Raw genomic sequence first — 15,250 nt, forward strand, 5'->3', positions numbered from 1 at the left:
TCAAAGCCCGCCTCCTGGCGGGCTTTTTATTTGTCCGAACGCCAGCGGTTCTCATGCCCATTTCAACAGACAGTCTCGTCATCCGTTCCGCTACCAAAGAAGATTTTCAAGGTTTGTGCGCGCTCTACGCGCAGCTGATTTCGAATGACATTCCCGCCGCTGAAGAGTTGCGACTCGAGACTTTTGACCAGATTCTGGCACAACAGGGTGTCGATATACTTGTCGCAGACCTGGAAGGCACTCTGGTCGCGACATGCATGCTGATCACCGTCCCAAACCTCACCCGTGGCTGCGCACCATTTGCGCTTATTGAAAACGTCGTCACAGACGCCGACTATCGCGGCATAGTCATCGGAAAAACCTTGTTACAAACCGCGATTGACACAGCTTTTTCCGCAGGATGTTTCAAGGTGATGCTGTTGTCGGGGTTTACCAACACGGACGCGCATCGGTTTTACAAGAACCTCGGTTTTGCAACGTCAAAGACCGGATTTGAATTGCGCGCTCCCAACTATCCCACCCGGCAATAGATGTTTGTGCTGCGCCCATGTCATGCGCTGCAGACTGGACAGACCGGTTTTAGCGTGCCTTGATTTTCCGGGGCGGAAACCGGGAGGCCTGAACTGCCATGGCTGGATACTTCGGAACGGAACAGCAGACCAGGCTGCAGCAACGAGCAGAACAGCTTTACACCTGGACCATGGAAACACCCGGTGCCTGCTGCAATGTTCGCACGCTCGGTTCAGACAATCCTGAAACCTTAGGATTTCACAACATACTCAAATCGCTCGAAGAAGACGGCGTGTTCGGGTTCCGCCTGCTTGAAAAGGCAAGCCAGTTGGACATGGGCAACGCCCTGGCCGAAAAGGGCTTTCGGCTGGATACCTGGGATGTTTTTGTCGGCGATGCAGAAACGATCAGGGCCGCGACCGGCCCGATCCTGTCGAGAGGAATTCCGGAAGGGCTTCAAGCTATTTCGGATCTGGATGGCGCAGAGGGTCCATTGACGCACGCGTTCCAGGAATTCGTTGCAGCGGCCGGCATCGCTCCGTTTTCAGGCTCGTTCCTGAATGGCGACTACGGACCGGTTGTCTCCGTCGGGTTGATGGATGAAACAGGCCACTTTGCCGCCTGTGCCCACGGCTACTTGCCACACAATGATCACAGTCCCTATCGCGGCTATGCATGGGGCGGCCTTGTCGCTGTTGCCCCCGAACATCGCGGCAAGGGCCTCGGAACCTATGTCAATGCCTTCATGGCCGAGGCATCTCTGACCCGCCTTGAAGCTACCCATCTCTATGAACTGGTGTCGGCAACCAACACGACATCACGCCGAATGGTCGAAGGGTGTGGGCTGTCCCTGTCGCAAGAGCTTTATTCAGGGCTTGCCACCAGGGGAGCGGAAAGGTTCACACGCTAGGGTGCTCAAACCGGCACCCAGCAGCCACCTACCCCTGGAAAGGCTTCGGACGCGGCACGCCAGGACCATGTTCCAAACCATCGTCAGGACCTGCCAGCGGGTCCTCGCCTTCCGCAACAGTGCCTTTAATCGGCGGGCCTGCATAATCCTCGGGCGGCGGAACGGTGGACGCGAGTTTACAATCGGTCAGCCAGATATCGTAGACCGGATGCTCAACGGCATGGAGACCGGGGCTGGCTGCAAACATCCAGCCGGAGTAAATCCGCCGCACTTCGTTGTTGAGGGTGATTTCGTCAACCTGGACGAAACCTGTCGTAAGTGGCGACTCTGTCTGAGGGCGCGTGTAACAGACCCTTGGCGTAACCTGAAGCGCACCGAACTGGACCGTTTCACCGATATAGACATCGAAGGAAATGATACGTCCGGTGATCTTGTCGAGGCCTGAAAAGACTGCGACCGGGTTTTCGATCTTTTCCGCGTGTGCAGAAACCGATGGCATGACCAGAGCCATCGCCGCGATTCCAAGGCCTGCGCCCAGGCATTTTACCGCTTTCATCGTGTCAAACTGGTCCGCCATCAGCTTCAATTCGATTCCTCAGGTGCTAAGCATACGTGTGTTCTTTTATGCGGCGCTAGCACCGAATTGCGGCCCGGAAAAGACAAAGCTCGTTCCGGGCCGAGAAATGATCTAGCCGATTTCCGCCAAACGACTGAGTGCCGTCTGGACCTTCTCTAGCTTTTCCTTGGATTCGGCAACTTTTTCGCGTTCACCGTCAACAACCTCTTCCGGGGCCTTGGCAACGAACGCCGGGTTGGAAAGCTTCTTCTCGATCTTCGAAATCTCGCCTTCCAACTTGCCGGCTTCTTTCTGAAGACGGGTCTTTTCCGCACCCAGATCGATCACACCGGCGAGCGGCAGGCAGACGGTAGCTTCGCCGACGATGATCTGCGCAGCTCCGGACGGAGCAGCATCAGCCAGAGAAACGGTTTCAGCACGTGCCAGACGAAGGATTGCGGTTTCGTGTGTCTTCAGCCGGGCCTTGGTCTGTTCGCTGGCACCCGTAACGATCACGGAGACCTTGGCCCCCGCCGGAATGTTCATTTCCGCGCGGACAGACCGGATCTCGGAAATCAGATCGACGAGCCAGTTGATTTCGCCGGCGGCCGCCTCGTCGGAAACCTTGGCTTCCGGCCAGGCAGACAGCATCAGCAGGCCGTCAGGTGCGTTGCCTTCTTCACCAAGACGCTCCCAAAGTTCTTCCGTCAGGAACGGCATGATCGGATGCAGAACCTTCAGGATCTCGTCCAGGGCCCAAGCCGCCGTGGCACGGGTTTCGGCCTTGACTGCTTCGTCATCGCCATTGAAGATCGGCTTGGCAAGTTCCAGGTACCAGTCGCAGAATGTGTTCCAGGTAAACCGGTAGACCGCCCCGGACGCATCGTTGAAGCGGTAATCTTCCAGTGCTGCCGTAACCTCGGCGATGCAGCGGCCGGTTTCCGTCGCGATCCAGCGGTTCAACGTGTGCCGGGTTGCCGCCGGGTCGAAGCCTTCCAGCCGGGCACAACCGTTCATTTCGGCAAACCGTGCCGCGTTCCAGAGCTTGGTCGCAAACCGCTGTCCGCCTTCAGCTGCCTGGTCTGACATCCGCAGCATTCTGCGGGCCTGAACTTCCTGGCTTACGAGTGCAAACCGGGTCGCATCAGCGCCGAACCGCCCGATCAGATCGAGCGGATCGATAACGTTTCCAGTCGACTTGGACATCTTCTTGCCCTTGCCATCGACGACGATCGAGTTGAAGTAGACAGTGTGAAACGGCACTTCATCCATGAAATGAATGCCCTGCATCATCATGCGGGCAACCCAGAAGAAGATGATGTCGAGACCCGTGATGAGAACATCCGTCTTGTAGTAGCGCTCCAGCTCCGGCGTCTTGTTCGGCCAACCCAGTGTCGAGAACGGCCAGAGCGCGGAAGAGAACCACGTGTCCAGAACGTCCTCATCTCGCGTCAGCGCCTTGCCGCCGGCCATCGCAACAGCTTCTTCCTCGGAATGCGCGCAGTATTCCTTGCCGTCTTCATCGTACCAGACCGGGATCTGGTGTCCCCACCAGAGCTGGCGTGAAATGCACCAGGGCTGAATATCGTTCAGCCAATTAAAGTAGACCTTGTCGGCGTTCCCCGGAATTAGCTTGGTCGTGCCGTCCTGAACTGCCTTCAGGGCCGGAGCAGCCAACGTTTTGGCATCAACAAACCACTGGTCCGTCAGCATCGGTTCGATGACAACCTTGGACCGGTCTCCGAATGGCTGCATGATCTTCTTGGATTCAACCAGAGGCAACCGGACCGGAGCTTCCGCTCCTTCTTCCAGCGGACGAACGACTGCCCTGCCAAGCGTATTCCACTCGGGGGCCTGCCCCTTCATCCAGGCAACGTCCGGATGATCAGCGGGGACTGTTACCGCAAGACCTTCCGCCGTGATCTGTTCAATGACGCGCTTGCGCGCTTCGAACCTGTCGAGCCCCCGCAGGTCGTCCGGAACGATATTGATCAGATCGACTTCCTGGATGGTCAGTTCTGCACCGTCGATGATGGCCTGAGCCTTGGCCGCTTCTTCGACATAGGGCGCACCATCAGCGCGCATTGCCCCTTTGGTGTCCATCAGGCGGTACATGGGGATCTTGTTGCGCTGTGCGACGCCGTAGTCGTTGAAGTCGTGCGCACCGGTAATCTTGACCGCACCCGATCCGAAATCCGGATCCGGATATTCGTCGGTGATGATCGGGATCAGGCGGCGATGTTCCTTCGGCCCGACCGGGATCTCGCAGAGTTTGCCGACGATCGGCTTGTATCGCTCGTCGTCGGGATGAACAGCAACCGCTCCGTCGCCCAGCATGGTTTCCGGACGCGTCGTGGCAATCGAGATGTAGTCGCGGGTTTCGCGAAGGGTGATATTCCCCTCTTCGTCCTTCTCGACATATTCATAGGTTGCGCCACCGGCCAGCGGGTAGCGGAAATGCCACATGTGACCGTCGGATTCGATGTTCTCGACCTCGAGGTCCGAAATGGCGGTCTCCATCTTGGGATCCCAGTTGACCAACCGCTTGGACTTGTAGATCAACCCCTCATTATAGAGGTCGACAAAAACCTTTCGGACGGCCTCGGACAGGCCTTCGTCCATCGTGAACCGTTCGCGCGACCAGTCGCACGACGCCCCCAACCGCTTCAGCTGCGCGATGATTGCACTGCCAACTTCCCCCTTGTAGCGCCACGCACGCTCGACGAACGCCTCGCGACCGATTTCGGTGCGGCTCGGCTCGTTGCGCTCGGCCATCTGTCTTTCGACAGCGATCTGAAGCGCGATCCCTGCGTGGTCAGTACCCGGTTGCCAGAGGGTGTCGAAGCCCTGCATGCGCTTCCAGCGGATCAGGATGTCCTGAAGCGTATTGTTGAGAGCATGCCCCATATGAAGCGAGCCGTTCACGTTCGGCGGCGGAATTACGATGGAAAAGGAGGCTGCGCCTTCTTTCGCGCCAGCTCCGGCCTTGAAGGCCTCCGCCTTTTCCCAGGTTTCGTAAATCCGCGGCTCAACGCTGGCCGCATCGTAGGTCTTATCCAGCATCAGGGTCACTCAATGGGAGGATGAATTTCGATTTTCGTGAAGCACCGTGTAAATCGGATGCGATGCCGCAAGTCAACCGCCTATCCAGCCCAAAGCTGCTGCCAAGTGGCGCTTTTGCAGGGTGAAACGCCTGTCCGGCGATCCGAACTTGGGTTGGAACGCATTTGCTGCGATAAGCGGGTCATGACCGTTTCAATCCGCCCGCATCACCTGCTTTGCATGCTGACCTATCTGGGAAAAGGCTACACGCCGACCTTTGTCGAAAACTACAGCGCGATCGTTCAGCGCCTGAATGACGGCGAACCCATCGAACTGATCGACGGGCCCGACACCCTGTGCGAGCCCATGCTGAGCGAACCCTCCTGCCATTGCCTCAACGAAAGTGTCCGCGTCAGGGACAGCAAGGCTGCCGCCGATATCGCAGAAGCCATTGGACAGCCGCTTGAAAGCGGAACTTCCCTGTTTCTGAGCCGGACGGTTCTGACATTGCTGAGAAAGGCGTTCGCAAATGGAGAGATCCGCCGCGCATGTGAAGGATGCGAATGGCATGAACTGTGTTCCGCCATTGCCCGAAACGAATTCAGGGGATGCCATCTGGCACCCCCTGACTGAAATCGTGGAATGGATCCGACCTGCTAGCGCCGGCGCGTCACGCGTTGAATTTCCTTCTGAACCATCTGCTCCACCATTCCGGGCAGATTCTGGTCCAGCCAGGCTTTCAGCATAGGCCGCAGCATTTCCTTGACCAGCTCTTCAACAGTTTGCGCCTGAGACCCGACGAACATGTTGGACAGGTTGTCGAAAGCTGCGTGAACAGCTTCTCCGGTGTTCTGGGACGTTAGCGGTGCATCGTCTGCAACATTCGGCAGATCCTCCGGCACCGGTTGAGTGGCCATGACCGGTTCAGGGTCAAAAACCGCTTCCGGCTCGGGATCGAATTCCGGCATTGGCGGGGCCGAGAAGGAAATGTCTCCTTCATCGCCGTCCAGGTCCTCTGCCATTCCCTCGACAATGTCCATGGCATCGTCATCGGGAACCGCCAGTTCCTCAGTCAGCTCCAGAACGTCGTCGCCTTCGTCTTCCTCGGCGTCGGCAGCCATGGCGGCTGCCATATCGTCCGCGTCATCTTCTTCTACCGGGAGGTCGTCTTCATCGTCGCTGCTCATGTCGAACAGCTTGTCGAGATCGTCCTGGGACATTTCGGAGGCATCGCCCATATCGTCCGTCGCCTCTTCTTCTACTGGTGTCTTTACAGGTTCGCTGCTGCCGCTTTCGCCGTCCTCGGCTCCCTGGGAGTCCTCATCGGATATGATTCGGCGGATCGATGCGAGGATTTCCTCCATCGACGGCTCATCAGCCTTCTTCGCCTGCGCCATGACTTCCCCCGTACTTACCGGCTACGCTCAGGAACATTCCGTTCCATCAAAATGATTCGTTAACCGAAATTATGCGGGTCAATAAGAAACGCGCAAAGTGAACGCGCCTCGAAGCATCGCCTTATCCCCTTTTTAGTCGGGAATTACCGATCATGAGTGGAATTCGGCTCGGCGTTTCACGTCATCCTTCGCAAATTTGTCAGGATGTTCAGCCAAATAACAAAGGCGGCTGAAGATCTTTCGACCGTCAACCGCCATCGTGACTAAGATAAGTTACCAGTTTCTTACCGGCCATCAGGTGTGCGCAGACCGAACCACTGGTCACGCACAGCCTGATAATGCTGTTTGGGATTGTAGCGCGCAACATTGAGGCCAAGCGTTTCAGCGTCCAGCCGTCCAACGGCTGCAACCAGCTGATATCCGCTGACGATCCGGTTACGCTGCGCGGTTACGAGATTGGATTGCTGGGTCACCAGTTCACGCTGGGCATCCAGGACATCAAGCGTGGTGCGCTGACCAACCCTCTGTTCCTCAATGACACCTTCCAATGCCAGCTGCTGCGCCTCTACGGCGGCCTGGGCTGCGACAATGGAAGCTTCCGCTGCCTGATAGTTGCCCCATGCCGAAATGACATTGGCGCGAATCTGGTCGCGCGCCACATCAAGCTGCAGACGGGTCTGGCCCAATTCTTCCTTGGCCTGACGGACCCGGGACGACACGCCGCCCCCCTGATAGAGAGGTATGCTAACGTTGCCGAAGATCTGGGCGTTGTCGCTAAAGTTGGTCGTAGCGGACGGGTTCCAAGATCTGGAAATGCTGCCATCCAGTGTGACCGTCGGCAAAAGCTCACCTTCGATCGTCTTGATGTTGAACATCGCGGCGTCAACCAGATGCTGAGCCTGACGGATCAGCGGCTGATGCGTTTCGCTCAGCTGCATCGCTTGATCGATGGATTTGGGCACGAAGCGGCTGATCGAGGTGTCTGCCGACAGGCTGCGCGCCTCAACGCCGATCACCTGACGATAGATCGCCCGGCTCGTATTCAGATTGGCAAGGGCGGTGTTGAGGCTGGCTCGCGCTTCTGAAGCACGGGCTTCCGCCTGGCTGACATCCGTCCGGGTACCCTCCCCCACGTCGAACCGGTCGCGAGCCGCTCTCACCTGTTCCTGAAGAAAGGCAAGGTCACTGCGCTGCAGCGATACCAGCGCGGTGTCCCTGATCACATCGACATAGGATGTTGCCGCGTCCAGCAGCGTATCCTGCTCGGTCGACATCAGGCTTTCCCGCTGAGCCCGCACAACAGCTTCGGCCTGACGGGTGGAATTGATGGTCCGGAAACCGCGGAACAGGGTCTGACTGATCGTCAGGGAGATCGACGCGTTGTTGCGATAATCGATCGTCGAGTCGGCGCCGGTCGCGAGGCGTCCGGCTGCGGCTGACGCCGACACCGTCGGCCGCCACCCCGTAAGAGCCTGAGGCACGTTTTCATCAACGCCGCGAAGCTGTGCACGCGCCGCGTTCAAGCTAGGGTTATTTGAATAGGCGAGCGCCAGCGATTCTCTGATGGTTTCTGCACCAGCGGGAGACAGGGAGGCACCGGTCAAGGCGGCAGCGGAAACGCCACCCAATAGGCCTATAGCAATGGTCAAAACTTTTAGAGTTGAACGACCAGACACCCCAAACTCCTTCCGGGTCAACCTATTTGATCCTGTTGAGTAAACTGATGGGTGTTATTCTTCAACCGTTTGAGAGCCGATCGTTGCGATTTTCCACGAGTGAGGCTTAATGGCAACAACTTGTCGCCGCGTTACACCTCGTTCCGTCTGAAAAAGCAAAAAAACCCGCCGTAATTCGGCGGGTTTCCGTCACTTCGGTACATGATTGTCTGATCAGAAGACGAATTCGTCCGCTTTGGCGAACCCCGGAAGAACGCTGACGGACGCGTTGAAGCCGAATCGGCTGCTCACCGCGGTTCCCGATTTCTGGTAAAGCTTGGCAACGCCTGCGCCGCCGCGACCTTCTATCACTGCCAGGCGGCCGTCAGGTTTCAACTGGTCGGTCAGGGTCTGCGGCAAAACTTCAACAGCGCCATCCACCAGGATGACATCGTAAGGCCCTTCGGACGCATACCCCGCGGACAGCGCGCCTTCCACGACCACGGCATTTTCAATACCGAGATCCACCAGAACCTCGGTTGCGGTCTTGGCCAGATCCGGATTTTCCTCAAGAGCGACAACAGAAGCTGCAAGTTTGGATACGACGGCAGCGCTGTATCCGGTGCCGGCGCCAACAACCAGAACTACGTCGCCTTCTCGGATATCCGCCAGTTGAACCAGCTTTCCGAAGATATGCGGCTTCATCAGCATGCGGCCGGTTTCAGCCGCCCCGACCGGAAGGTCTTCGTCGATGTAGGCAACGGCACGTTTGGAAGCGGGCACGAAGCGTTCACGCGGCACCAGTTCCATTGCGTCCAGGATCCGGTGGTCGGTCACATCGTTGGTGCGCAGCTGGTTATCCACCATCTTGCGGCGGGACTGATTAAAGTCCGTCATATCGGCCCTCACTTTGACTTGCCGGGTTACCGGCGCCTCTTGAGAAACGTTCATTAGCGATGCAAAGGCGGCCTGACAAGTATCCGCGCGCGCAGATCCCGCAATGGCGCCCGGTTTCTGCGGAAAATAAGCTGCGACAAAAGCATTTCCTCAAATCGATAACCTGCAACGGTGGAAATCTGAACAGCATTGAATTCAGGGCTTGACCAAATCGCGCAACTGTTTGATAAGGCGCGGCACACCACCTAGGGGCCCTGTGGCGGAGTGGTGACGCAGCGGATTGCAAATCCGTGTACACCGGTTCGATTCCGGTCGGGGCCTCCACTTCCTGCTTTTTCGACAAGAATTCGTTTTCAGGCGTCCGTTCCTTCGGACAACACCGGTGCCACATCTGTCCCTCGCGTTATGCTAGTCTCTTTTCCAGTAGCCTTGAAGATGGAAAGAGCCATGAGAACGCCAGCTGGAAGTGCGCCAACACCGGGCAAACCGGCGCAAGTCATCACAACGTCCACCATGAAACGCGTCGAACCGCCGCGGCCGCGCAAGTCACCGCAAGCGGTTTCTGCCAGCGACAACACCGAAGCGCTTGTTGAAGCCCTTCGTCAGCGCATCAACGACCTTGAGTCCCGAATTGCCGATCTGGAAAGCGTCATCACGCTGCAGAACCAGGACGTCATCATCAGCGCGCCTAAGAGCGTGCTCATTCAGGGCATGGACACCGTCGAGATTTCTGCCGGCAGCAAGTTCAAGATCTCTGCCAGCATGACCGAGACCAACGCTCCAATCGCGAAATTTTCCGGCATCCTGGAGTGCAGTATCGTCAAGGCGAATACCGTCATCGGCGCTACCTATACGCCAGGAGCGGGAAACCTCTGGTAGGGCCGGTCAAACCGTGTGCGTCAGACTTTCCGCCGCCGAACCATCCGCATTCTTCCTGCCTTGACCGGGCGCTGCAATTGAACGGAAGCTGCGTTTATGAAGGAACCGAGTTTCAGTATTGGCGTCGAGGAAGAATACCTCCTCGTCGACAAATCAACACGCATGCTGGCAAGTTCGCCTCCGCCAGAGCTCTTCAAGGCTTGCGAAAGCGCGCTTGAAGGACATGTCAGCCCTGAATTTCTGAAATGTCAGATAGAGGTTGGCACCCCGGTCTGCTCCAGTCTTCAGGAAGTCCGCTCGGAACTCGGCAATTTCCGCAAGGCCATTGCGCGTGAAGCTGAAGCCTTCAATCTGGCACCGATTGCGTCCTCAACCCACCCGTTTGCCGACTGGACGGACCAGCCGCACACCGACAAGGAGCGCTACAACGAGATCGCCAGAACCATGCAGCTTGTGGTCAAGCGCATGGTCATCTGCGGCATGCATGTGCATGTTGGCATCGAAGACGAGGAATTGCGCATCGAGCTTTTCAACCAGCTAGCGTATTTCCTGCCTCACCTGCTTGCGCTGAGCACCTCCTCTCCCTTCTGGCGTGGCCGAAATACCGGCCTGAAATCTTACCGACTGTCGGTGTTCAACGAAATGCCGCGTACCGGTCTGCCGCCGGGGTTCGACAGCTATTTCGATTACCGGCACACGGTCGACGTTCTCATTCGCGCCGGCGTCATCGAAGATGCGACCAAGATCTGGTGGGACCTGCGCCCTTCCGACAGGTTTCCTACCCTGGAAATGCGGATCACCGATGTCTGTCCTCTGCTGGACGACGCCGTGGCCATTGCGGCTACCTTCAGATGCCTGTGCCGCATGCTTTACCGGCTGCGCCGCGCCAATCAGGGATGGCGGCAATATTCGCGCTTTCTGCTGGCGGAGAATCGCTGGCAGGCGCAACGACACGGAACCAACGCCCAACTGATCGATTTTGGCCGAAACGAAACCGCGGCCTTTCCGGACATGATCGAAGAACTGATCGAGCTTATCCATCCGGACGCGGTTCACTTCGGCTGTGAGACGGATGTGGCCCATCTGCGGGAGATCGTCTCCAGGGGCACCTCTGCGGAACGCCAGCTGGACCTGGCCGGAGACATCCCGGAAGACGGTCATCTGCCGCAGGAAACTCTCGACAGGATTGTCGACCAGTTGATGTCGGAGACCCAAAGAGGGCTTTGACGGGAGTAGCCTTGCGTCCGGTCATCCGGCATCGTCAGCCGGATTGCCGTGGCGGGGTGCCATGAGGCCCTGTGTGAAAGAACTCAGACGAACCGGTCAGCACAAAGGCAAACTCGTCAATTTCCTCGATCACCGCCGCGGCTGAGCGCGACAGACCCGATCTGGGGCGCATGCCACGCTGAGCCTTGATCAGTGCTTGCCGCGCGAGTGCAAGTTGAGCCAGCAGGGCTTCGCGCTCTACGTCCTGTAATGGGGATTGGCGGCTGCTCTTTGGCATCGGGGCGTCCTATGGTGCACTGTGTTCTTCTTTTGTTCTTTTTTCTGCAATTTGACGTTACTGTCAATGCGCCCAGAGTTGCGCTGCCTTGCAGCGCACTCGCCTCCCTTGCAGCGTATTGGATATCGATCAAACCGGTTCTGCCATAAACGCTTGAAAAGGCTGATACCCTTCGCGTAACAACAACTCATGTCAAACGACCGGTCATCAAGGACGTTCTTGCGGCAGCGCATGTCGGGAACCGTCTGTACTTTTGGTCTTCCTACCGGCTAGATGAAGGGCGAAGGACAGATCGGCCGACCTGTCAACTGCAAGAGGCATATTCTATGGAACACGGCGGGGATTTGACCCTTGCGATTGAACGTTTTGGTGGAACGCACGACGACTGGCTGGATTTGTCGACCGGGATCAATCCCTACAGCTATCCGTTGCCTGACGACCTGTCGCCGTCTGCCTGGTCCAGCCTGCCTGAACGCGGCGCAGAAGAGCATCTGATTGCAGCTGCCCGGCATGCCTACCGCATTCCTGACCATCTTGGTGTCAGTGCGGCACCTGGAACGCAGATCCTTCTGTCTTTGCTACCGACCATCCTTCCCGAAGGGCCGGTTGTTCTCGCCTCCCCTACCTACACCAGCCACAAGCATGCCTGGACCCGGGAAGGCCGTCCACCGATTGAAGTGTCCAGCGTCTACTCTCTTCCCGCCGATGCGAAGATTGTTGTCCTGGTCAACCCGAACAATCCGGACGGGCGCCTGATTGATGTCAGAAGTCTGCTCGAAATTGCGCAGACGCTGAGCGAACGCGGCGGATATCTGGTGGTGGATGAAGCCTTTGCGGATGTCATTCCCGGTGCCACCCTGCTTCCGCACATTGGCAACGAAAACGTTGTGGTGTTGCGATCCTTCGGCAAGTTTTTCGGTCTTGCCGGACTGCGGATCGGCTTCCTTGCTGGTGAAAAGACTGCCATTTCCAGAATGTCGGCCCTTCTGGACAGCTGGAGCCTCAGCGGCCCTGCACTGGAAATCGGCGCCAGGGCATTGCGAGACAAGGCTTGGCAAGACCGGATAACACGGCAGTTGATCGAGGACATGGCGGACCTCACGGTCGCACTTTCCGAATCCGGCCTCAGCGTGTTCGGCGGCACTCCTCTCTATGCTCTCGCCGGTCTTCGCAATCCGAAAGCCCTGCATGAAGCGCTGGCCCGCAGACGCATCTGGACGCGGATCTTCGACTACGCCCCCACCTGGATCCGCTTCGGCCTTCCGGGCGGTCCGGAAAACCTCAAACGTCTGACGGACGCTCTTGCCGAAGCGCTAAAAGAGGTCTGACAGACCCTCATGCTGCTGTACGACCACGCTCTCTGGCTGCTTCTGGCAGCTCTGTTGCTGGACGCCCTGATTGGCGATCCAGACTGGATGTGGCAACGCCTGCCCCATCCGGTCGTCTGGATCGGAAAACTGATCGGTCTGTTCGACCGGCATTTCAACAAAACGGAATACGCAGCGGGAACACGAAAGCTCGGTGGTATCCTGACACTTCTGGTTCTGCTCGCCGGCGCCGCACTTACCGGCGTCATGATCGAGGCACTTGCAAAATGGCTGCCCTACGGCAGGGTGCTGGAAGCGGTCGTGGCTGCCGTGTTCATCGCCCAGAACAGTCTCTACCGTCACGTTGCCGCTGTTCGGGACGGGTTGTTGAACGACGGCCTGGAAGGCGGGCGCAAGGCAGTGTCCATGATCGTCGGGCGCGACCCGAACCGGCTGGACGAAGCCGGAGTTTCGCGGGCAGCCATCGAATCCTGCGCCGAGAATTATTCAGACGGCATCGTGGCACCCGTTTTCTGGTTCGCCGTGCTCGGCCTGCCCGGGTTGATTGCCTACAAGGCTGTGAACACGGCCGACAGCATGATCGGCCACAAGAACGAGGTCTATATCGACTTCGGCTGGGCAGCCGCGCGGTTCGACGATCTCGTCAACCTGCCTGCATCCCGCCTGGCAGGGCTCTTCATCGCCCTGTGCGCACCATTGTCACGGGGTTCCGTCAAAAAGAGCATTGCCTGCATTCTGGCGGACGCCCGCAAGCATCGCTCACCGAATGCCGGTTGGCCGGAAGCTGCCATGGCAGGTGCTCTGAACCTGGCGCTGGCAGGACCGCGCATCTATCCGGGCTATACCGTCAACGACCGTTATCTGAACGCGAATGGACGCAAGGATGCACGGGTGGACGACATTTCACGAGCCTTGAGAATCCTGGTCGGATGTTTTGCAATCGAAGCTTTGCTGATTGCAATTCTGGCACTGTTGCTGGCGCTCTAGTGCGGTGAATTTGAAACACGCCTCGATCTAACGGCAACCGCCGGAGCGTGCCGGGACACGTGACGAACTTCAGTTTTGGCTGACGAGGTCATTGGTCAGACCTGATTGCCTGACCACGTGCAATTTTCAGGATGGCCTCAACGTCGAGAACCTCTTCGAGGTGTAACGCAAGATCGTCCAGGATCCGGTCGATGTCCCGCTCATAACTGAGGTCGGAGCGGACGTTGAAGGCCTTCAGGTAGGCGGTCCGGAAAGCATCATCCGTGAAAAGACCGTGGATGTAGGTTCCGCAGACGCGGCCATCCGCAGAGACCGCGCCATCAGCTCCCCCTTCGTCAAGTCGCATCATCGGATTTCCGCAATCCGGCCCGGAGGTGCGGCCAACGTGAATTTCGTAACCGGCCACCGGCGCACCGCTGGCAACGTGGGTCCCCTTGGCGGCAACGGTCGATTTGTCCGGTGTCAGCGTCGTGTCGACATCCAGATAACCAAGCCCCTCAACCGTTCCGGGTCTTCCCTCGATACCGTCAGGATCTGAGATGGTCTTGCCAAGCATCTGGTAACCGCCGCAGACACCCAGAATATGCCCGCCCCGCCTGTGATGGGCCTTGAGATCTACGTCCCAGCCCTGCCTGCGGAAGAACGCGAGATCGCCAACAGTGGATTTTGATCCCGGCAACAGCACGATATCAGCATCTCCGGGCAAAGGGTTGCCGGGTTGAACAAGTTCAAGTTTCACACCAGGTTCAAGCCTGAGCGGATCCAGATCATCGAAATTCGCGATCCGCGAGATCACAGGCACGACAATCTTGAGGCCACCGCCCCCAAACCCGTCTGCCAGACCAAGAGCATCCTCCGCCGGAAGTTTCGCGGCATCGGCAAACCAGGGAACAACGCCGAGGCCTTTCCATCCGGTGCGATTTTCGATTTCACGCAAGCCGTCGTCAAACAGGCTTGGGTCACCTCGGAAACGGTTGATGAAAAAGCCTTTGATGCGCTGACGTTCGTCGTCTTCCAGAACCACGCAAGTTCCAACCACCGAAGCAATCACCCCGCCGCGATCGATATCCGCACATAGGATCACCGGTAGATCCACCGCTTCGGCAAAGCCCATGTTGGCGATGTCACCGGACCGAAGATTGATTTCCGCAGGGCTGCCCGCTCCTTCAACGATCACCAGGTCTGCAGATGAAGCGTTGATTGAGAAACTTTCGATAACCGTCGGTAATAATTCTGCTTTCTGCTTGCCATATTCCCGTGCCCGCATTGTGCCATGGCGTTTTCCCTGGACAATCACCTGGGCACCAGTATCGGTCTCGGGCTTCAACAGAACCGGGTTCATGTGCACGCTCAGGGGAACGCGGCACCCCATTGCCTGCAGCGCCTGTGCCCTGCCTATCTCGCCGCCATCGGCCGTGACGGCGGCATTGTTTGACATGTTCTGTGGCTTGAAGGGGCGAACGGTCAATCCACGGTTGGCAAAGAGGCGGCACAGACCGGCAACGATCAGGCTTTTGCCGACATTCGAGCCTGTGCCCTGAATCATGACCGCCGGAACCTTGCCGGCAGATTTCGTCTCAACCAT

The 15,250-nt window shown here is 57.9% G+C and carries 14 protein-coding genes and 1 tRNA gene; 8 read left to right on the forward strand and 7 right to left on the reverse strand.

All coding sequences use genetic code 11. From position 1 onward, the window contains the following. Positions 1-53: 53 nt before the first annotated feature. Positions 54-530, forward strand: a complete 477-nt coding sequence (locus tag ACYQ54_RS21800) for an N-acetyltransferase family protein (RefSeq protein WP_460086214.1) — start codon at positions 54-56, stop codon at positions 528-530. Between the two features lie 98 nt (positions 531-628). Then, positions 629-1,420 carry a GNAT family N-acetyltransferase gene (locus tag ACYQ54_RS21805; RefSeq protein ID WP_460086215.1) on the forward strand — a complete coding sequence of 264 codons (792 nt, stop codon included), beginning with the start codon at positions 629-631 and terminating at the stop codon, positions 1,418-1,420. A gap of 28 nt (positions 1,421-1,448) precedes the next feature. Here the strand turns inward: ACYQ54_RS21805 and ACYQ54_RS21810 are convergent, their stop codons facing one another. Together ACYQ54_RS21810 and ACYQ54_RS21815 are read right to left on the reverse strand one after the other, a co-directional pair. Then, a complete protein-coding gene (locus tag ACYQ54_RS21810) occupies positions 1,449-1,997 on the reverse strand; it encodes a DUF2155 domain-containing protein (protein ID WP_460086217.1) in 549 nt (182 codons plus the stop codon). 111 nt (positions 1,998-2,108) lie between these two features. Next, positions 2,109-5,039 carry a valine--tRNA ligase gene (locus ACYQ54_RS21815; protein WP_460086218.1) on the reverse strand — a complete coding sequence of 977 codons (2,931 nt, stop codon included), beginning with the start codon at positions 5,037-5,039 and terminating at the stop codon, positions 2,109-2,111. A gap of 183 nt (positions 5,040-5,222) precedes the next feature. Between ACYQ54_RS21815 and ACYQ54_RS21820 the strand changes: the two genes are divergently transcribed. Beyond that, positions 5,223-5,651 (forward strand): DUF1284 domain-containing protein, encoded by a 429-nt coding sequence (locus ACYQ54_RS21820; RefSeq protein WP_460086220.1) that lies wholly within the window; start codon positions 5,223-5,225, stop codon positions 5,649-5,651. Positions 5,652-5,674: 23 nt separating this feature from the next. Here the strand turns inward: ACYQ54_RS21820 and ACYQ54_RS21825 are convergent, their stop codons facing one another. The 3 genes from ACYQ54_RS21825 to ACYQ54_RS21835 form a co-directional block, all read right to left on the reverse strand. Further along, positions 5,675-6,415 carry a PopZ family protein gene (locus tag ACYQ54_RS21825; protein WP_460086221.1) on the reverse strand — a complete coding sequence of 247 codons (741 nt, stop codon included), beginning with the start codon at positions 6,413-6,415 and terminating at the stop codon, positions 5,675-5,677. A gap of 284 nt (positions 6,416-6,699) precedes the next feature. Then, positions 6,700-8,091 (reverse strand): TolC family outer membrane protein, encoded by a 1,392-nt coding sequence (locus ACYQ54_RS21830; protein WP_460086223.1) that lies wholly within the window; start codon positions 8,089-8,091, stop codon positions 6,700-6,702. A gap of 213 nt (positions 8,092-8,304) precedes the next feature. Beyond that, positions 8,305-8,967 (reverse strand): protein-L-isoaspartate O-methyltransferase family protein, encoded by a 663-nt coding sequence (locus ACYQ54_RS21835; protein WP_460086224.1) that lies wholly within the window; start codon positions 8,965-8,967, stop codon positions 8,305-8,307. 250 nt (positions 8,968-9,217) lie between these two features. Here ACYQ54_RS21835 and ACYQ54_RS21840 point away from each other — a divergent pair. The 3 genes from ACYQ54_RS21840 (at position 9,218) to ACYQ54_RS21850 (ending at position 11,073) form a co-directional block, all read left to right on the forward strand. Then, positions 9,218-9,291: transfer RNA gene (locus tag ACYQ54_RS21840), tRNA-Cys, on the forward strand. 123 nt (positions 9,292-9,414) lie between these two features. Next, positions 9,415-9,846 (forward strand): hypothetical protein, encoded by a 432-nt coding sequence (locus ACYQ54_RS21845; RefSeq protein WP_460086226.1) that lies wholly within the window; start codon positions 9,415-9,417, stop codon positions 9,844-9,846. A 96-nt stretch (positions 9,847-9,942) separates the two neighbouring features. Next, the gene (locus ACYQ54_RS21850) at positions 9,943-11,073 is read left to right on the forward strand and encodes a carboxylate-amine ligase (protein WP_460086227.1); all 1,131 of its coding nucleotides are present in this window, start codon (positions 9,943-9,945) and stop codon (positions 11,071-11,073) included. 34 nt (positions 11,074-11,107) lie between these two features. Here the strand turns inward: ACYQ54_RS21850 and ACYQ54_RS21855 are convergent, their stop codons facing one another. Further along, on the reverse strand, positions 11,108-11,350 hold the full coding sequence (locus ACYQ54_RS21855) for a hypothetical protein (protein ID WP_460086229.1): 243 nt from the start codon (positions 11,348-11,350) through the stop codon (positions 11,108-11,110). 344 nt (positions 11,351-11,694) lie between these two features. On the opposite strand from ACYQ54_RS21855, the gene cobD reads away from it, so the two are divergent. After that, on the forward strand, positions 11,695-12,678 hold the full coding sequence (gene cobD, locus ACYQ54_RS21860; protein WP_460086230.1) for a threonine-phosphate decarboxylase CobD: 984 nt from the start codon (positions 11,695-11,697) through the stop codon (positions 12,676-12,678). 9 nt (positions 12,679-12,687) lie between these two features. Then, positions 12,688-13,665, forward strand: a complete 978-nt coding sequence (gene cbiB / locus ACYQ54_RS21865; RefSeq protein ID WP_460086231.1) for an adenosylcobinamide-phosphate synthase CbiB — start codon at positions 12,688-12,690, stop codon at positions 13,663-13,665. Positions 13,666-13,753: 88 nt separating this feature from the next. Here the strand turns inward: cbiB and ACYQ54_RS21870 are convergent, their stop codons facing one another. Next, positions 13,754-15,250 (reverse strand): cobyric acid synthase, encoded by a 1,497-nt coding sequence (locus ACYQ54_RS21870; RefSeq protein ID WP_460086233.1) that lies wholly within the window; start codon positions 15,248-15,250, stop codon positions 13,754-13,756.

The organism is Roseibium sp. LAB1, from assembly GCF_054658235.1.